The following is a 19,884-nucleotide window of genomic DNA, read 5'->3' as shown; positions in this document are numbered from 1 at the left end:
ATCTAAATGAATCCAAATCTATTGATATCAGGATTTTCCGATGAAATTTCATCGGATTTTGATATACAGCTTGAAACTGTTGCAAAGCTTGGAATGAAGTATATTTCTTTACGTGGCATTGACGGAAGAAACATAGGGGATTTTTCAATCGAAGACATAAGAAGGACGGTACTTCCTAGACTCCAAAAAGCAGGCATAGGTGTATCTTCCATCGGATCACCAATCGGAAAGATCTTTATAAATGATGAAGCTGGTTTTTTGGAACAAAGGCGGATGCTGGAGGTTATTTGTCAAATAAGCATCCTGCTTGACTGCAAATATATCCGCGTTTTCAGTTTTTATATTCCAAACGGGGAGGAGCCTGACCGATTTGGAGAAGATGTGGTAAGGAAATTGAAAGAATTCACGGCCATAGCCGAAAAATACGATGTTATTTTATTGCATGAAAATGAGAAGGATATCTACGGAGATATCGGCCGAAGATGCGCGGAAATATTGGAAAAGGTAGATTCGGAGAATTTTAAGGCGATTTTTGATTTTGCCAACTTTGTCCAATGTGGTGAAAACACCCAGGATTGCTACAACCTGCTGAAGGATGATGTGATGTATATCCATATCAAGGATGCCGTCACAAAAAGGAATCAAAATGTTTTGTGCGGAACGGGAGATGGCAGAATACAGGAAATCCTTTCTCAATTGATAGATGAAGGCTACAAAGGTTTCTTGACCCTTGAGCCGCATCTTGCTCAGTTTGATTCATTAAAGGATCTGGAGCTGGAAGACGCTATGTGGTTTATCGAGAATAAAGGGCTTGACGGAAAAAGCGGCTATAAACTTCAATACGAGGCACTCTTAAAGATTCTAGAGAAAATTGATAATGAGGAGAGATTAGCATGGAAAAAGTGAGATTGGGGATAGTTGGGCTAGGTGCACAAGGCGGGCTATATGCAGGATTTCTGGCTGATGGAAAAGTGGAAAACATGGTGATCGGGGCGATTTGTGATATTGACCCTGCTAAGAAGGAATTGGCCGCAGAAAAATATCCAGACATCCCTTTTTATGAGGATTACAGGGATATGCTCGATAGCGGAGATGTGGATGCGGTCGTTACTTGTGTGCCGCATTATCTGCATCCGGAAATAGGTGTGGAAGCATTAAAGAGGGAAATTCATGCTTTGGTCGAAAAGCCCGCTGGCGTATATACAAAGCAGGTAAGGGAGCTCAATGATTATGCAGCCAAAAAACCGCATTTGACATTCGGTATCGTGTTCAATCAACGGATGAATCCACTGTATCAAAAGGTGAAGGAAATCATTGATAACGGTGAGATTGGCCAAATACGCCGAACAAACTGGATGATCACGACCTGGTGGAGGCCACAGGGATACTACGATTCAAGTGCATGGAGGGCAACGTGGGGTGAAGAGGGCGGCGGTGTTCTCGTGAATCAGGCACCACATCAGCTTGACTTGCTTCAATGGATATGCGGAATGCCCAAAAAGGTATACTCCAATGTGAAATATGGATATCAGCGGAATATTGCAGTCGAGGATGAAGTCACGGCTCTCCTTGATTACGGGAATGGGGCAACGGGCGTGTTCATTACCTGCACCCATGATGTGATTGGCACAGATCGGTTTGAAATATTAGGAGATAAAGGAAAAATCGTTGTCGATGACAGCAAGAAAGTGACGATCAAAAGACTTTCGAAGCCAGAATCGGAATTGAGTGACAGCATGAGCATGCAGGATGTCATGAAAATATTCATGGGCGGCAATCAATCTGATATTTATAGTGAAGAAGTGCTGGAATTCGAAAGTATATGGGGGGCACAACATATAGCGGTATTGGAAAACTTCTCCGCAGCGATATTGGAAGGGGCCCCATTACTTGCTCCTGGCAGTGACGGTATTCATGGAGTTACCTTAGCGAATGCGATTCATCTATCAAGCTGGTTGGATAAAGAAATCGAAATCCCATTCGATGAAGAACTATTTTTGCTGGAATTGAAAAAGCGAATTGAGGAAGAAAAGAATGCGCCTGTCACATCGTAATGTGATTAAACACAGAAATATTCACTGGTAAAGAAATCCGTTAGAGAGGGAGATAGGAGTATGTTGAAAACCGCAGTTATCGGGCTCGGAGATATTTCTCCCATACACATTCTTGCCATACAAGCAAACCCGATGGTTGAGCTGTGCGCTGTTTGTGATATCGATGAAGCCTTAAAGGATTCTGTACCTGGTGCTGAATTTTATAAATATTACCAAGAGATGATTGAAACGGAGGCAATCGATTGTGTCCACCTTTGTCTGCCTCACCATCTTCATTATCCTGTGGCGAAATATTGTATGGAACAAGGGGTGCATGTATTTCTGGAAAAACCTTTGGGCTTGAACACCGAAGAAGGACTGGCACTTGTGAAGCTAGAGGAAAAACATAAGAATGTAAGGTTGTGTGTATGTTTACAGAACCGCTTCAATGAATCTTTTGAAAAGCTTCAAAAATTGCTGGACAGCGGCATCTACGGCAAGGTGCTTGGAGTGAAGGGAATAGTAACCTGGAGCAGGCCGCCATCCTATTATGAGGTGAAGCCATGGCGCGGAAAAATGGACCAAGCCGGAGGAGGGGTCATGATCAATCAAGCCCTTCATACACTGGATTTGATGCAGCTGATTGGTGGGGAAATGGTTTCAATAAAAGGGGAGGTTTCCAGACTGCTGGATTATGAGATTGATGTGGAAGATACAGCCATAGCAAATATTACGTTCGACAGCGGGGCGCGGGGGCTGTTTTTCGCTACAATCGCCAATGCGGATAATGATAGTGTGGAGTTACAGGTGCTTTTGGAGAAGGGAAAACTCACCATTAAAGATAGTATTCTCTTTAGCGTGGATGAAGCGGGAAATAAGGAAAGATTGGCGGAAGACGCGAAGCTTCCCGGATCGAAGTTCTATTATGGTGCCAGCCATGCCAAATTAATCGATGCCTTCTATGAAAGCATTTTATCTGACACGCAAGCTTACGTTCATGCCTGGGAAGCCGTTCCATCACTCAAAATGATTGAAGCGATTCGAAAATCATCGCAAATGAAAAAAGCGATATTCATGGAGGGACAATATAATGGGAAAAGCTAAAATTGGTGTGCAAATGATGATGCTTAAAGGGAAGGTCGAGGAATTGGGCGTCTATGAAACGATGAAAAAAATCAAGGAGCTCGATTTTCATGCTGTTGAAGTTTCACAAATTCCGATGACTGCTGAAAATGTTGCCGAGTTAAAAAGGGCCTGCCAAGATTTCGATATAGAAATCGCCGCTCTATCAGCCGCGTTAGAGCCGATGCTGCCAGGAATGGCAGGGGAAACACTAACGGATGATTTCGAGAAAATCGTAAACGATTGCAAAACATTGGATTGCAGTTTTTTACGAATTGGCATGCTTCCTTTTACGACTATAGGCGATAAAGATAAAATCCTTAGTTTCGTAAAAAAAGCGGACGAAGCAGCGGAAAGGTTGGCCGAGCATAAGATAGAGTTGTATTATCATAATCACCATATAGAATTCCAAAAATACGATGGTGAATATTTATTGGATATCATCAAGGATAATACACGCAGGATAGGCTTTGAATTGGACGTCCACTGGATTCAAAGGGGCGGACTGGATCCGGTTGCGGTAATCAATAAATTCGAGGGAAGAATCGCTTTAATTCATTTAAAGGACTATCGCATCGGTCAATTGGATATGAGCGGTTTTGAAAACGATTTTGACCAAGACAAGTTTTTTCAAGCCTTCAACAACGTAATTCAATTCGCAGAGCTTGGTGAAGGAAGTCTTGATCTCAAAGCGATCATCGAAGCCGGCTTGAACAGCGGTTCACAATACTTCCTCATTGAGCAAGATGACTTATACGGCCGAGATCCATTCGATTGCCTCAAAACCTCTGCAAATCACTTAAGGAGCCTAGGTTATTCTGACTGGTTTTAATCCGATAAGGAAAAGCGATCGGCACTGGCCATAGATTATCAATGGAATCAAGGATAACGGGTAAATTAACCAAGATATCGAGAGTTGATTTGCTCCCCAATGATTCCCTTGCAGGATAGGAGAAGCGGAATGACAAATTTATTCGATTTAACTGGAAAAACCGCCGTTGCGATTGGCGGAAATAGCGTATTGGGTTCTGCCATTTCTCAAGGACTTGCTGCACAGGGTGCTAAGGTAGCGATAGTCGGACGAAATCTTGACAAAGCAAAAGAAGTTGTTAAGGATATTGAAAACGGCGGCGGAAGCGCAAAGGCTTTTCAGGCTGATGTATGCTCCCGTGCATCTTTATTGGAAGCGGCAGATCAAATTCAACGGTGGTCCGGCGGCTGGGATATCCTTCTGAATGCGCCTGGAAAAAATAGTTCAACACCGTTCTTTGAACTGGAAATGGATGAATGGGACGATATTATGGATGTCAATTTGAAGGGTATCGTGTTAACCTGCCAGATTTTTGCGAAGAAAATGATCGATCAGGAAAGACGAGGCAGTATCATCAATATTTCTTCCGTTTCTTCCACGACGCCCTTATCAAAGGTATTTACATATTCTGTTTCAAAGGCAGGGCTTAACAGCGTGACCCAGTTTTTGGCGCGGGAATTCGCCCCGAACGGCATCCGTGTCAATGCGATCATCCCTGGTTTCTTTCCTGCAGAACAAAATAGAAAAATCTTGAGCGCTGAAAGGATTGAGTCGATCATGGAGCATACGCCAATGAACCGTTTTGGCACTCCGGAGGAATTGCAAGGTGCTGCCGTGTGGCTCGCCTCTGAAAAAGCATCGAGCTTTGTCACTGGAACACTTATTCGAGTGGACGGTGGATTTGGCAGTATGACAATTTGAGAGAATGGAACCTATAAGACTTGAAAATATTAACAGCAATTACTGATGAAACTATGAAAAGAACCAGGCTCAGCATAAAAATCAGCTGATGCCTGGTTAACGGTTCCTGAAGAATATGTTTAATCGTCATTTAAGTTGTTGCTAGCTTCACTAAGTGTAAGTGATTTCGTTTCAGGTGCCCATGCGATCGATACGATGGCGCCAATGATTAGAACAGCTGTAAGACAAAGCATTGTAAACTGGATTCCCATACTTGCAATGCCTATTGGAAGCAGGAACGTACCGATCGCCGATCCTAGTCTACTTATTGCCGTTGCGAGCCCTACTCCAGAAGAGCGGATTTCCGTTGGAAAGCTTTCAGCAGGAAATACACCAACCAAGTTGCTGACGGCAGACATAATCAAGGTGAAGATGGCAAAAGAAAGAATCATTAATACTGTTGCGTTGTTAGGTAATACACTAAGAAGCATGAGAGTAACGATTAGGATAATAAATGAGCTGATCAAAAATCCCCGGCGTGAAAATTTAACCGTAAACAAAATGCCTAAAATCGCACCTACAATCAGCAGTCCATTTAATAGAAAATCGGTTCCAAATCCTTCACTTAGTCCAATTGCATCAAGAATGCTTGGTAAGAATGTATAAATGGCGAAGTAAGGGATAACGAGACAAACGAAAAATATACAATTGAAAGCAGTTCGTTTTCTTACATCTTTGCGGAATAAAGTGGAGAAACTGCTATTCGCTTGTACAGGTTTTTCATCATCTAGCACTATATTGGGGCCGACATGTTTCTTGACGATATCCCGGGCTTCTGTGACCCGGCCTTTACTAATCAGCCATCTAGGTGACTCAGGTGTACCCATTCGCAAAATCAGGATGATGACGGCAGGAATCGCTGATGAAGCAAGCATCCACCTCCAAGCGTCTGGAGCGGAATCAACGGCAAGAATGCCAATCAGGTTAGCTACCACGTAGCCGATAGTCCAGACTACACTGAACGATCCTAATAACACACCTCTATGTTTACGAGGTGAAAATTCAGCCAACATCGTGTGTCCTACGCTATAATCCCCCCCCAGACCAATTCCTAGGAGAATTCGGTATATGACAAGCTCTGTAGGACTGTCTGCGAAAAACTGTAAAGTGGATGCCGCGGTAATGACGATAAAACTAAAGACAAATATCCTTTGCCTCCCGATATGGTCAGATATCCATCCTAAAACCAAACTGCCTAGAAAAAGACCAATCAAAGCAGAACTACCGATCAACCCAATCCAAAATGGTGTTAAAGCCATTTGCGGTGTCAGCAGGGAGAGGGCAAAGGCAATAATGCCTAAAATATATCCATCTGTGAAATGCGCTCCGAATGTAAGGCCGGCAATTTTAATATGGAATTTGTTTAACGGTGCATCGTCCAGTTTAATTGTATGATCACTGCCATTATAATTAAGTGCTCCATTCCTATTTTCCATTGAGTCTCCTCCTGATTGATACTGCTATACCTCGACGGTTACTTGTAGATTAAAAAATGGTGTGGATGAAGCCGCTTATAGAGGGAAGCGTTTTCATTGGGGAGAATAAGTTTTGTTCGTAATGTGAACTAGGAGTCCGTTATATGAATACAATAGAATTATAATTGTGTATTTATCTTTTTGTCAAAATATTTTTAATTAATCTTAAACAATGCCCACCGTATTCCCCGCAGTATTCACACACACCCATTCCAATTCAATTTGCGTGAGAATAAAGATAGAGCCCCGATTCGTAATAGTTTCATTTAATTAACAGGCAAGCAAAAATAAAGGAGGTAATTTGCCGCCATGGATTGGAAAAGCAAAAAAAAACGATGCTGCCGTTTACAGGAGCATCGCTTTTTTTGCTGAGAATTCAATTGTTCCTTTATTGCCCTATTCCAACTGCCCCTCGATTTTTGTTGCAGCTTCTAGCATACGATCGCTTAAACGCAATAAATCTTTTTCAGTAAGGCGAAAACTCGGTCCTCCTAGCGTGATAAAAGCGACTAAATTCTTCATTCTGTCAAAGATGGGAGCTGATATTGCATTTTCATTTTCATCTAGTTCACCAATCGATGTCCCGACTTTATGAATCTGGATCTTTTCAAGTTCTTTCCGCAGTTCTTCTTTGTCAGTAATCGTATATTTGGAAAAAGGTCTAAGGTCCTGCTCTAAAAAAACGTTCAACTCCTTTTCAGGTAGCATGCTCAATAAAATTTTTCCATTGGATGTGCAGTGTAACGGCGACATTGTATGGGTGTAATCTACCAGCCTGACGCTATGGTCCGTATCTATTTGATCGATCGTGAGAGTTCCATCATGCTTTGGAACACTCAGTAAAACGGTTTCCCCGACTTCTTCTTTCAATTCTTCGAGCGTTCTTCTAGCTCTTCTTATCAGTGACCCATATGCATTATGTTGAGATGTCATGCGATAAAGGGCATATCCGAGCTGATACCCTTTCGAAACGGGGTCTTTTTCTACAAAGCCCTGGTTTTCAAGCGTTCCAATTAAGCGCCAGGCAGTGGTCCGGTTCAGGCCTGCTTGCTTGGCCAAATCACCGACAGAAATGGGTGAAGGACTTTCCCCGATGAATTTCAAAAGCAATAAAGCACGTTCAACAGCCTGTACAGAAGAACTTTCTTTGTTATTGGTTTGTTTTATGGTTTTCTGATTATTATTTTCCATATTTTCATTATAGCGTAAGCGAATAATGGAGTGCTAATGATTTTGGTTTTATCGAAAAAATCAGAATTATTCACATTTGTCATTGACTGATATATATCCTGGCCATATAATAGCGTTAAGTTCTTTATGTGAACTTAATGTTCGTAATATGAACAATAACGTCGTTTGTAGTCCTAATAGAATAGAGGCTATCAGGATTACAGTGCATGGAAAAAGACGTGTAGGAGGGATTTCAATCAGTCGGAATGAATTGGAAATACGGACAGAGAGAGATAACTTCGGTGAAGCAGATATTCCCATTAAAGCTTTATACGGCATCCAAACATGGAGAACCGCGCAAAACCTTTCATTCTCAGGCCAATTATTAAAAGATTATCCGGAGTATATTGTGTCATTGGCGATGGTAAAGAAAGCTGCCGCATTGGCCAATCTGGAAGCTGGCAAGTTAGCGCCTTCAATTGGAAACGCCATTGTAAATGCTTGTGATCAACTAATCCAAGGAAAACATCATGACCAATTTATAGTAGATGTTTTGCATGGCGGCGGCGGGATTGGCACGAATATGAATGTTAATGAAGTGTTGGCTAATCTAGCTAATGAAACATTAACGGGAACTATAGGCACCCAATCCCCCATTCACCCCATTGACCATGTAAACGCTTCCCAGTCGACATCTGATGTTTGCCATACAGCCATTCGATTGGCAATCGTAAGCTGCTATGAACGATTGGATCGCGAATTAACGAAAATGAACGATATGATGAGAAAAAAATCACAACAGTTCATGGGTATTACCACTATCTCGCGGACTTGCTTACAGGATGCGTTGCGTGTCCGGCTAGGGGATGTTTTCAGTGGATATGCATCCGTACTCAAAAGAAGGCAAGATTCACTAGAAGGATCGGTCGTATCATTACTTACCGTTAATCTTGGCGCTACTGTTATTGGAAATGGAGTCGGGGCCTCGAAAGAATATAAAGAAGCCGTCATTGGGAAATTGCGTGATGTTACGGATAAGAATGTCACCATACGTGACAATCTATTCGATGCAGCGCAAAACATCGATGATTTAGCTCATATGTCAACGCAATTAAGTTTAATGGCAACCTCTCTTATAAAGGTTGCCAAAGATTTAAGACTGCTTTCATCCGGACCGGAAGCAGGATTTTCAGAAATCATCCTGCCATCTGTTCAGGCCGGTTCTTCATTTTTTCCAGGTAAAGTAAATCCAGTCATTCCTGAGACGATGATACAAAGCTGTTTTCAAGTCCTTGGGTGTGACCGGGTTGTTCAAGCCGCACTGGAGCATGGTGAACTTGACTTGAATGTTTTTGAAGGCATGGCTGGGATCAATATCTTGAATGGTTTATACATGCTGGCAAATTCAGCTGAATCATTTACGAGGTTATGTCTTAACGGCATGGCATCTAATGAAGAAAGATGCCGGGAACTGGCGAATACATTCATACCGGTCATAACGGAATTAAGGGAGCGATTGGGATATTCAGCCGTATCTAAATTACTGGGCGAGGAAGATCGAGAGTTTATAAAAAACTTACTATAATACTGGAGGTAAGATCCATGATGCAAGCAACCAAGCAGTTTGAAGGGATTGAACAGCCAAAACTAGAGTGGGCAAAGGCATGGCTGAAAACAATGAAAAAACTTTATATCAATGGAAAATGGATAGATAGTTCAGGTAATGGTGTGATTGAATCGATTAATCCAGCCAATGGAGAAATTTTAGGAGCGTTTCAGCGTGCTGAGGCACAGGACGTCGATACAGCCATCCAAGCAGCAAGAACAGCACTGGGTCAAGGCATATGGAAAGATATGAGCAGGAAGGATAGGGCAAAAGCGTTGCGGAAAATCAGCGAACTCATTCATGAGCACCATGCTGAGCTTGCAACATTGGAGGCACTTGATAACGGGAAATTATATACAGAGGCTTATAACGATGATGTGCAGGAAGCGGCTGATCTATTTGAATATTACGCGGGATGGACAGATAAATATTATGGTGAAAACAATCCTGTGGAAGGTAATTTCTTGAGTGTTACCACAAGGGATCCAATCGGTGTTTGCGGCCAAATCGTGCCTTTTAACTTTCCCATTCAAATGGCTGTCTTAAAGCTCTCCCCTGCCTTATCAATGGGGAATACGGTTATTTTAAAGCCAGCGGATAAAACCTCATATTCAGCCATTCGATTGTTTGAAATCATTGATGAAGCAGGAGTATTGCCTAAGGGGGTCATTAACCTAGTCCTTGGTGATGGAGAAGTTGGTTCCTATATTAGTCGTCATATGGATATTGATAAGCTCTCCTTCACAGGGAGCACAACTATCGGAAAAAAATTAATCCATGATTCAGCGGATAGTAATTTAAAACCAGTAACGCTGGAACTTGGCGGCAAATCACCCAATATCATTTTTGATGACTTCCCGAATTTGGATGCAGCGATCGAACGGTCTTTTTATGGTTTATTCACACACAAAGGCGAAAAGTGTTCTGCACCGACTCGTTTGTTTGCCCAACGTGACATTTACGATGAGGTAGTAGAGAAAATTGCCGGATACGCTGAAAATTATAAATGCGGCGACCCATTCGATCCGGCAAGCGATCAAGGTGCACAAGTGTCCGAACAGCATATGGAATCCATTTTACATTACATTGAAAGCGGCAAGGAGCAAGGAGCAAGAATCGTTGCTGGTGGAGAAAGAGATATCACCGGAACAAATGCAAAAGGGTGTTTCGTTCAACCGACCATTTTTGCAGATGTTGACAATAAAATGAAAATAGCCCAGGAAGAGATTTTCGGACCCGTCCTTTGCATCATCCCATTCGACACCGAAGAAGAAGTCATCGAGAAGGCAAATGATACAATTTATGGTCTTGGTGCAGGGCTCTGGACAGGTGATGCTTCACGTGCCCATCGGGTGGCCAATCAGCTTGAAGCGGGTATGGTTTTCGTTAATAAATACGGTTGCTACGACTTCTCCAGCCCATTTGGCGGATTAAAGCAAAGCGGATGGGGCAAAGAATATGCCATTCATTCATTGCAAGCATTCACAAAAACAAAAGCAATTTGGTTCGCGTATTGAAATTCACATAAAAGAGGGAAATGGATAATGAAAATAAAAGCAGCAATCATGACAGAAGTGGGTAAGCCGTTAGCCATTCAACAAGTAGATCTTAGTGAACCAAAATCGAATGAAGTTCTGGTGAAAATAAAAGCAACGGGTGTTTGCCATAGTGATTTGAACGCTTTATATGATTCAACTACTCCAACACCGACTATTCTTGGACATGAAGGGGCAGGAATCGTTGAAGCAATCGGCACAAATGTAACAAGTGTCAAACCCGGTGATAAAGTAGCATTAAGCTGGGTTCCTTATTGCGGGAAGTGTGAGTTTTGTGTAACAGGGGATGTCCATTTATGTGAGTCTGCATTCGGTCCAATGTTTGATGGCACCCTGCTTGATGGAACGTCAAGGCTTAGTCAAGATGGTAAGAAAGTATACCACAACTCTTTATTATCAACATTTTCCGAATTTGCGGTTGTTCCCGAAATGGCATGTGTAAGGCTGCCGGATGAAATGCCCTTGGCCCAAGCTTCCTTAATCGGGTGCGGAGTGGCGACAGGATATGGAGCTGCTGTGAATGCAGCAGGAGTGACACCGGGCTCCACTGTGGCAGTCTTCGGTATTGGCGGAGTAGGAGTGAATGCGATTCAAGGAGCGCATATAGCGGGGGCCTCGAAGATCATCGCCTGTGATGTAAAACCTGCCAATCTGGAAATTGCCAAACAGTTTGGTGCAACGCATACGATCAATTCAGCTGATGTGGATGTGGAAGCTGCACTGAAAGAACTGACAAGAGGTTTAGGAGTTCATTTTGCCATTGATTGTTCTGGACATACGGCAGCGACCGAAAGTGCATGGAAGGGTACTAGAAAAGGTGGTACGGTCGTGGTGGTCGGAGCATTCAACCCTGACAAAACATTGAATCTTCCTGCTGGGGGCTTTCATAGAGTCGGTAAAGTTCTAAAAGGTAGTTTCTATGGAGATACGCAGCCATTCCGTGATTTCCCCATGATTGCACAAATGTACTTAGATGGAAAGTTCAAATTGGACGAGCTTGTGTTAGACCGCATCAAATTGGAAAATATCAATCAAGCTTTCGATTCTTTTCATGACTGCAGTTGTGTCAATGTCGGACGAGCAGTGATCGAGTTTAACGATTGAACATAACTGTGACGGGCTCTGTTTGGACGAGAACCGAGGCTATTGTCAAATAAGAACGACAAGAGGTAAAGCGACCAGGGCTTTACCTCTTTATTATACGTACGTACCATTCCAAGGATTTTTGACCTTTCTTTCCATCCGATAATCCTCATTCATTCGCTTAGCGATAATCATCTCCTCAGTGGTGACCTTCATATCTTTAACATAGGTCCATTTGTGTATGTGAGTTCCAGGATATTTTGTATAAAATACCCTTTTGTGAAGAAACATAGAAAAAAGGAGTTTGAGCGACCTGCAAAAAATGGGGGTAACCAGCTTGATTCGTAATGTGGGCAAATTATTGGATAAAAGAAAACAAAAAAAACCGGATATACGACAACCTGACCAAGATTCGAAGCCGGCGGATCAGTTAGATGCGAATTTCAGCCGAAACGTGGAGACATTTCGCTCCATTTATGATAACTGTTCGGATGTCATGTTCCGCCAGTTCCTACTTTTCGGTAAGACACAGGCCATGCTTATCTACATTGAGGGACTTTCGGATATTGGGGGAATTGAAGAAAATGTACTTTTCCCGCTCATGCAGGAAACCACGGTTGCTTCACAGCCATTACATGAATTCCTTGAACATAAAATGCCCGTTTCCAAATTGAAAAGAGTGAATACGCTAGCGGATTGCATTGAATCGATTTCGACTGGAAATCCGCTCCTTTTATATGATGGCGAAGGTTACGGATTTTCTATAGGATTGTCCAAATGGGAAAAGAGGGCAATTGAGGAACCCGTCGCGGAAGGAGGAATCAGGGGTTCGCGGGAGGGGTTCAATGAATCGCTCGGCATCAATACGTCACAGCTAAGAAGGATCATAAAAAGCCCTGCACTTAAAATACAGTCCATGAAAATAGGCGATTACACCAAAACGATAGTCGCGATTGCTTATGTCGATGGATTGGTGGATCAATCCTTGATCACTGAAATTACAGCTCGTTTGGAACGAATCAAGATAGATGGCATCTTAGAGAGCGGGTACATCGAGGAAATGATTGAGGACAATCCATTTTCCCCTTTTCCGCAAATCATGTCGACAGAACGTCCGGATGTCGCCAGTTCATCCCTGTTGGAGGGCCGTGCCCTCATTCTTGTCGATGGGACTCCGTTCACGCTGATTGCCCCGGTATCCTTCTTTTCATTGATTCAATCCCAGGAGGATTATTATCAACGATTCATGGTAGGAACTATCATTAGATGGCTGCGCTATGTGTTCATGGTTTTATCTCTTTTACTGCCGTCCCTGTACGTCGCTATCCTGACTTTCCATGCAGAAGCGGTGCCGACAGCATTATTGCTAAGCATGGCAGCATCAAGGGAAGCGGTTCCGTTTCCTGCCATAGTGGAAGCGCTCATTATGGAAATAACGTTTGAGGCATTAAGGGAGGCAGGTGTCCGTTTGCCAAAGCAGATAGGGTCAGCTGTAAGTATCGTTGGAGCTCTTGTCATCGGACAAGCTTCCGTTCAAGCGGGGTTGGTATCGGCACCAATGGTCATTGTCGTGGCCATTACGGGAATCTCTTCTTTCATGATGCCGCGCTATATTGCCGGAATCGCCATCAGGATGCTGCGGTTTCCAATGATGCTGCTTGCAGGAACGTTAGGGCTGCTTGGCATCATGATGGGCGTCATTGCCATTGCCATTCATTTATGCAATCTCCGTTCTTTCGGGGTTCCTTACTTATCCCCGCTAGCCCCGATGAAAAGCCGGGAGCTGAAAGACGTGCTGTGGAGGGCTCCTTGGTGGATGATGGATTCACGACCGCGACTAACGGGCGAAGCCAATTCTTACCGCCAGTCTCCTGAACAGGGACCAAAACCTAACAGGGGAAGTGAAGAAAAGTGAAAAAGGAGAGGGGACGAATTACGGTAAGAGAGAAAGTGAATAGAAGTAAATCCATAAGTATCATTCTTCTCTTCCTGATGGCGATCCCTTTGATGACCGGCTGTTGGGATCGAGTCGAAATCAATGATTTGGCGATTGTCACTGCCGCCTCCATTGATAAAAAGGATGATGATTCCATTGAGTTGTCAATCCAGGTTTTCATCCCTAAATCCATAAGTAGCGGAGGGGGAGAAGGCGGACCAAGTCAAGGCGGTGGCGGGGCAACTACCTTGGTGAAATCTGATGTAGGATCCAATCTGTCGGAAGCCTTGTCCAAGCTTCAAGGTAAGATACCCAGAAAGGTATTCTGGGGACATTGTAAAGTTTTTGTATTCGGGGAACGGTTGGCGAAGGAAGGAATTCAGGAGCAACTGGATTTTTTACTGCGCCATCCTCAGCCGCGTGAAAGAGCGAATGTGTTTGTCAGCAAAGGGAGAGGGAAGTCCATCTTGGAATCGATGCCGCCTTTGGAAAACTATTCGGGAGAAGTGATCAAGGAATTATCGGATTTACATTTGGGCTTGCGTGTCACACTGCATAAGCTGGATGAGATGTTAACAAGCAAATCTCAAGCGGTTGCCCTCCCTTTCATAAAAATTTTACCGCCAGCGAAAGGGGAAGCGAAATTACAAGGCATTCCATATATCTTTGGTACAGCTTTGTTTAAAAAAGATAAAATGACTGGGACGATGACCGATAAGGACACAATGGGCTTATTGTGGTTAAAGGATGAAATGGAATCATATACAGTGACTTTAAGCCCTGAAGGCATAAAAGGGCTGATATCCATTAATCCGATATCTGCCCAGGTAAGCGTCATTCCGCAAATAGTAAACGGCAATTGGAAGGCATCCGTGAAGATCAATACAGAAGGAACGGTAATTCAAAATGGGACAAAACTAAACCTTTCCGTTCCAGAATCACTGAATATCGTTGAAAGCGCTTATCAGAAAGATATTGAAAAGCGGATCAGGATAGCTTTTCTGCACCTCCAGCATAATGGCGATGACGTCATAGGGTTAGCGAAAGAATTTTATCGGAAATACCCAAAGCAATTTAGTGAAGCTGAAAGTAACTGGAAAGAAATTTTTAAAGAAATGGAAGTGGAAGTCGATGTTACTGCCCATATCCGCAGACAGGGTTATATTAACAAACCGGCTGGATTAGTAGAGAGTGAGGTGAAGGATAGGTGAAATGGGCGGCTTTTTTAAGTACAGCTTTCATTATTATACTGATCACTTTATATGAATGGCCCAGAATGAAACAAAAACCTGTTAAAGATAAGCTTGCATTAATTTCACTGTTACTTATCGGCTTGCTCCTTTCCATGTTCAACCTTCAGGAAATGGCTGGGCCGACTTCTTGGATCGAAGCTATGTTCAGGCCGCTTGGAGAGTTCATGGAAAGGTAAAGGCTGGGATGTTGGATTTGATTTCCTGAAAGGAAAGGAGAGACCCATGGAAAAAGGTAAAATATCTTCTCTTCAAATGGCTTTCATGTTGTATCCAACCATTGTTGCAACGGCCATACTAGGTATCCCGAGCGTAACGGCAAAATTTGCGAATACCGATTTTTGGATTTCTCCGATATTTGCATCCTTCTTGGGATATTTGACTGTATATCTTGCCGTAAAGCTGCACAAGCTTTATCCTGGACAAACGATTATCCAATACAGCGAGCAAATCGTTGGACGGTGGATCGGGAAAATCGTCGGCTTTTTATTTCTGTCATTCTATATTCAAGTTACGGGACTTATCGTCAGGGAGTACGCAGAATTTGTAGTGGACTCCTTCTTGATCAATACACCGATCATCGTGGTCATGGCCTCGATGGTCCTGCTTTGTGCCTTTGTCGTGCATGGCGGTTTAGAAGGTTTGGGGAGGGCCGCTCTATTATTTATACCTGTATTCTTGATACCTCAAATAATCTTGTTCATTTTGGTGTTCCCAGATCTTGAGTTTAAAAATATTTTCCCTGTGCTGGCAAAAGGGGTGATGCCTCCTCTCAAAGGTTCGATTGTCCCAGGCGGCTGGTATACTGAATTTTTCCTTATCTCTTTTCTCCTCCCCTTTTTAGTGGATAAGAAAAAAGGGATGAGATATGGCATGATGACCGTTTTTGCAGTAATGGCCACATTAGTGATCGTAAACCTTATTGTCCTTTTCGTTCTTGGAGCAACCACACCGTCCAAGGTATACCCATTGATGAACGTGGCTAGGTACATTAGCTTCGCTGATTTTTTCGAGCATATGGAGTCGTTCATCATGGCCATTTGGGTTGTCGGTGCATTCGTGAAAATATCCGTGTTTTTTTATGCTACGGCCCTAGGTACCGCTCAGTGGCTGAACATTTCCGATTATCGGCCCATTGTCTGGCCATTGGGGATACTCATTGTGATTACGGGCTTCTGGTCCATATCCAACTCAATGGACTTGGAGCGTTATAATGTCAATGCATTCCCATTTTATGGAACGTTGATTCAAACGCTCATACCGCTGCTATTATTACTGATAGCTATCATCGGCAACAAAAATAAAAAAAGTAAGAAAAGCAATACAAGCTAACTTTCAGGAATGGACTCTTGAAACGATGGAGGTCCTACACGAAAGTGAATATTAACCAGTACCGGCTAAATCGCACGGGTAAAAAGGGTTCTATCTATAAGGTAAACCAAGCTGAATGGAGCGGGTATACGAAACCCCCAAGCGTGCCTTTCGTTACAATCGATGGACAAATTGTACAAGCAAAAAAAATGTAGACACACTCAATGAAAATCGAGTGTGTCTACATTTTGAAACGCCTGCGTATCAGTACGCAGGCGTTTTTTAGATAGATTGACTATCCGTTGCGCATCAGTGAACTTTATTGCTTCTGCTCCATTCGATTTAAACAAAATTCCAAATCATTCTGCAAATGCTCTTTCATTAACTGCTCTGCTGCGTCTCCGTTATGAAGTAGGATGGCCTGGTAGATTTCTTGGTGTTCCTCAATCAAAAACGGGCGTTTATGGTAGACAACCGTTTTCCGGAACAAATAGATAATGGACCGCATCCTGTCAATTATATCGATCATCATCGGATTGTTAGTAGCTCCTATAATAATCTCATGAAATTGATTGTTCACTGACATGACTTCTTCCGGAGTCCCGGTGCTGCCAATATCCACACACTCTTTCAATTTCACAAGAGCTTCTTCGGTCATGTAACTGGCACAATGGCGCGCTGCGAATCCTTCCAGTAATATACGCACTTGAAATATGTGACGAAGGTCCATATCACTGGGATTCACGACACGTTTTTGCTTAATGAGCCCTTCCTGTTCCAGCTTACGAATGGATTCACGCACCGGCGTCCGGCTAATGCCAATTTCTTCTGCCAGTCTTTCTTCGACCAGCTTCGTACCGCGTTCCAATTCTCCGTTCAAAATCCGGTCTCTTATATATTCATAAGCTTGTACATAGGCATGACCGTTTTCCTTTTTTACCAATTCAATCGTCTCCCGAATCATGATTTATTCTTATCTTAAAGTATAAGTATAAGCATGATTATTTAAAAGTGTAATTTTTGTATACATTAAATTAAAAATTGTATACAAAATATTAAAAAGTGTGTACAATCTAAAGTGAAGTTGTGAAAACGCTTTATAAATCAAATTTAGGACATGCACTTGAAAAAGGTCCTTTCATAGCAGTACAGGTTAATTGGGGAGCGGTAACAATACCAGCTAAACGAAAGTGAATAAGGAGGAAATGGAATTGGGTAAAAAAATTGGATTTATTGGATTAGGCATCATGGGAAAACCAATGTCATCCAACTTACTAAAAGCAGGTTATGAAGTAACGGTTAATGATCTTAATATACAAACAGTAGAAGAACTTGTTAAGGCAGGTGCGAAAGCAGGAACACCAATGGAAATGGGTGAAACATGTGACGTCATCATCACGATGCTTCCTGCTTCACAGCATGTGAAACAAGTCGTGCTTGGCGAGCATGGAATTTTGAAAACGGCTGCAAAGGGGACGGTAATCATAGATATGAGCTCCATCTCACCGGTCATATCGGTCGAAATTGCAAATGAAGCGGCTAAACAGGGTGTTGACATGATGGATGCTCCGGTTAGCGGCGGTGAGCCGAAAGCGATTGATGGGACATTGGCCATTATGGTTGGAGGAAAAGAAAGCGTATTCGAATCAGTTATTGATATTCTCCATTCCGTAGGTACGGATGTTACGTTGGTAGGCAAGAATGGCAGCGGTGTCACGGCGAAGCTGGCAAATCAAGTTATTGTCAACTTAAACATTGCGGCGATGTCCGAAGCACTTGTTCTTGCAGCAAAAGCGGGAATTGATGTGGAAAAAATGTATCAGGCCATTCGTGGCGGTCTCGCTGGAAGCGCTGTACTTGATGCAAAAGTGCCTCTAATCTTGGACAGAAACTTCGTAGCTGGAGGAAGGATCGATATTAATTTAAAGGACATCACGAATGTAATGGAAACAGCACATGAAATCGGGGTTCCCCTACCGCTGTCTAGCCAGCTGCTGGAAATCTTCCATGCACTTAAAGTGGATGGAAAAGCCGGGGATGATCACGGAGGCATCGTGCAGTATTATGAAAAACTGGCAAACGTCGAAGTTAGGAGGGTGTAAATTGACTATCAATCATTCAAGCAATCTAAACGCAAAAGCTACATTTGCCAGCCTGCCGGCAGTTCCCGATGAACGGGCTGTTAATGAACTGCTCGCTGACGAACTGCTGGATTTCAATAAAAAAATCATCGTCCTGGATGATGATCCAACAGGTGTTCAAACGGTTCACGGTATATCCGTTTATACGGATTGGTCAGCTGAAAGTATTGAATCGGGATTCGCCGAGAAGAATTCGATGTTTTTCGTTTTGACCAATTCAAGGGGGTTTACAGCAGCTGAAACCGAACGGGCACATAAGGAAATAGCAAAGGTCATCCAGGAAACAGCGGAGAAGCAGAACAAAGAATTCATCATCATCAGTCGCGGGGATTCTACGCTTCGTGGTCATTATCCTCTTGAAACGGACGTATTGAAAAATATGCTTGAAGCACATTCAGACATGCCGTTTAATGGAGAGGTCATCATGCCCTTTTTTAAAGAAGGCGGCCGTTTCACGATCAATAACGTTCATTACGTGCAGGATGAAGATGCGTTAGTGCCGGCTGGTGATACCGAATTCGCGAAGGATCGGACATTCGGTTTCAAAGCATCACATCTTGGTGAATGGGCAGAAGAAAAGTCGAACGGGACATTTAAAGCGGAGGATGCTGTATACCTGTCTCTAGAAAGTATCCGCGATCTTGATTTTGATGGATTGGTCAGTCAGCTAATGGCAGTTGAAGATTTCAATAAAGTCATTGTTAATGCGGTTGAATATGTTGATGCAAAAGTGGTTGTGATTGCTTTGATCCGAGCTATAAAGGCAGGCAAACATTTCTTGTTCCGGAGTGCAGCGGCTTTAACAAAAATCATCGGAGGGATAGATGATAAACCCCTGCTAACGAAAGAAGAGCTAACGAAAGAAGATTCCGGTCACGGCGGTCTAATCATGATTGGCTCACATGTAAAAAAAACAACGGAGCAGTTTGAAGCTCTTCGAACCTGTGATTTCATCGAGTTCATTGAATTTGATGTCCACCTCGTCCTGCATCCAAATAAGTTTGAGGCGGAAATCCAACGGGTCATTGAAGCGAGCGAGGAACTCATACGTAAAGGAAAAACGGTCACCGTATATACGAAGCGGGAGCGCCTCGACCTTGGGGAAAACAAAAAAGAAGAAGAATTGAAACTATCCGTGAAGATATCCGATGCAGTGACAAGCATAGTCAAACAGCTTGAAGTACGTCCAAGCTTTATTATTGCCAAAGGCGGCATCACGTCAAGTGATATAGGGACGAACGGTCTTGGCGTTAAGCGGGCGACGGTAGCTGGTCAGGTAAAGCCTGGAATTCCAGTATGGTTGACTGGAGGCGAAAGCAAGTTTCCGGGAATGGCTTATGTGATTTTCCCTGGGAATGTTGGATCAAAAGCAACCTTAAAAGAAGTGGCAGAACTGATGCATCAATGATCGGAGCGGCATTTTGCCGCTT

17 protein-coding genes are annotated in these 19,884 nt (G+C 43.1%); 14 read left to right on the top strand and 3 right to left on the bottom strand.

Translation table 11 applies throughout. The features are described from left to right. Positions 1-6: 6 nt before the first annotated feature. From CVN76_RS19760 to CVN76_RS19740, 5 genes are all read left to right on the top strand, one after another. The gene (locus CVN76_RS19760) at positions 7-906 is read left to right on the top strand and encodes a sugar phosphate isomerase/epimerase family protein (RefSeq protein WP_100532733.1); all 900 of its coding nucleotides are present in this window, start codon (positions 7-9) and stop codon (positions 904-906) included. Further along, entirely contained in the window at positions 894-2,054 is a 1,161-nt protein-coding gene (locus CVN76_RS19755) for a Gfo/Idh/MocA family protein (protein WP_100532732.1), read from the top strand. Before CVN76_RS19760 ends, CVN76_RS19755 begins: the two co-directional genes overlap by 13 nt. Positions 2,055-2,114: 60 nt before the next feature. Further along, positions 2,115-3,137, top strand: a complete 1,023-nt coding sequence (locus CVN76_RS19750; protein WP_100532731.1) for a Gfo/Idh/MocA family protein — start codon at positions 2,115-2,117, stop codon at positions 3,135-3,137. Then, positions 3,124-3,987, top strand: coding sequence for a sugar phosphate isomerase/epimerase family protein (locus CVN76_RS19745; protein ID WP_100532730.1), 864 nt, complete (start codon positions 3,124-3,126; stop codon positions 3,985-3,987). Before CVN76_RS19750 ends, CVN76_RS19745 begins: the two co-directional genes overlap by 14 nt. 129 nt (positions 3,988-4,116) lie before the next feature. Beyond that, positions 4,117-4,887: an SDR family oxidoreductase gene (locus CVN76_RS19740; protein WP_100532729.1), complete on the top strand. Its 771-nt coding sequence runs from the start codon at positions 4,117-4,119 to the stop codon at positions 4,885-4,887. A 119-nt stretch (positions 4,888-5,006) separates the two neighbouring features. Here the strand turns inward: CVN76_RS19740 and CVN76_RS19735 are convergent, their stop codons facing one another. Both CVN76_RS19735 and CVN76_RS19730 read right to left on the bottom strand, forming a co-directional pair. Further along, positions 5,007-6,362, bottom strand: a complete 1,356-nt coding sequence (locus CVN76_RS19735) for an MFS transporter (protein WP_100532728.1) — start codon at positions 6,360-6,362, stop codon at positions 5,007-5,009. A 435-nt stretch (positions 6,363-6,797) separates the two neighbouring features. After that, positions 6,798-7,592, bottom strand: a complete 795-nt coding sequence (locus tag CVN76_RS19730; RefSeq protein ID WP_100532727.1) for an IclR family transcriptional regulator — start codon at positions 7,590-7,592, stop codon at positions 6,798-6,800. A gap of 202 nt (positions 7,593-7,794) precedes the next feature. Between CVN76_RS19730 and CVN76_RS19725 the strand changes: the two genes are divergently transcribed. The 7 genes from CVN76_RS19725 to CVN76_RS19695 all read left to right on the top strand — a co-directional run bounded on the left by CVN76_RS19725 (position 7,795) and on the right by CVN76_RS19695 (position 16,334). Further along, positions 7,795-9,156, top strand: a complete 1,362-nt coding sequence (locus CVN76_RS19725; RefSeq protein ID WP_232732364.1) for a lyase family protein — start codon at positions 7,795-7,797, stop codon at positions 9,154-9,156. A 17-nt stretch (positions 9,157-9,173) separates the two neighbouring features. After that, the gene (locus tag CVN76_RS19720; protein ID WP_100532725.1) at positions 9,174-10,694 is read left to right on the top strand and encodes an aldehyde dehydrogenase family protein; all 1,521 of its coding nucleotides are present in this window, start codon (positions 9,174-9,176) and stop codon (positions 10,692-10,694) included. A 27-nt stretch (positions 10,695-10,721) separates the two neighbouring features. Then, complete coding sequence (locus CVN76_RS19715) at positions 10,722-11,837, top strand: Zn-dependent alcohol dehydrogenase (protein ID WP_100532724.1); 1,116 nt, start codon at positions 10,722-10,724, stop codon at positions 11,835-11,837. A gap of 301 nt (positions 11,838-12,138) precedes the next feature. Further along, positions 12,139-13,731 (top strand): spore germination protein, encoded by a 1,593-nt coding sequence (locus tag CVN76_RS19710; RefSeq protein ID WP_100532723.1) that lies wholly within the window; start codon positions 12,139-12,141, stop codon positions 13,729-13,731. After that, entirely contained in the window at positions 13,728-14,963 is a 1,236-nt protein-coding gene (locus CVN76_RS19705; protein ID WP_100532722.1) for a Ger(x)C family spore germination protein, read from the top strand. Before CVN76_RS19710 ends, CVN76_RS19705 begins: the two co-directional genes overlap by 4 nt. Continuing rightward, entirely contained in the window at positions 14,960-15,181 is a 222-nt protein-coding gene (locus CVN76_RS19700) for a hypothetical protein (RefSeq protein ID WP_232732362.1), read from the top strand. The genes CVN76_RS19705 and CVN76_RS19700 overlap by 4 nt, the downstream gene beginning before the upstream one ends. Before the next feature lie 46 nt (positions 15,182-15,227). Then, positions 15,228-16,334 (top strand): GerAB/ArcD/ProY family transporter, encoded by a 1,107-nt coding sequence (locus CVN76_RS19695; protein WP_100532721.1) that lies wholly within the window; start codon positions 15,228-15,230, stop codon positions 16,332-16,334. Between the two features lie 298 nt (positions 16,335-16,632). Here CVN76_RS19695 and CVN76_RS19690 read toward each other — a convergent pair whose 3' ends face one another. Next, complete coding sequence (locus tag CVN76_RS19690) at positions 16,633-17,256, bottom strand: GntR family transcriptional regulator (protein ID WP_442857590.1); 624 nt, start codon at positions 17,254-17,256, stop codon at positions 16,633-16,635. Positions 17,257-17,524: 268 nt separating this feature from the next. Between CVN76_RS19690 and garR the strand changes: the two genes are divergently transcribed. Both garR and CVN76_RS19680 read left to right on the top strand, forming a co-directional pair. Continuing rightward, complete coding sequence (gene garR / locus CVN76_RS19685; protein ID WP_100532719.1) at positions 17,525-18,415, top strand: 2-hydroxy-3-oxopropionate reductase; 891 nt, start codon at positions 17,525-17,527, stop codon at positions 18,413-18,415. Positions 18,416-18,422: 7 nt separating this feature from the next. Further along, positions 18,423-19,862 (top strand): four-carbon acid sugar kinase family protein, encoded by a 1,440-nt coding sequence (locus tag CVN76_RS19680; RefSeq protein WP_442857591.1) that lies wholly within the window; start codon positions 18,423-18,425, stop codon positions 19,860-19,862. The last annotated feature ends 22 nt before the right edge of the window (positions 19,863-19,884 follow it).

Source organism: Bacillus sp. mrc49, from assembly GCF_002803435.1.
This window is presented reverse-complemented; position numbering and strand designations above follow the sequence as displayed.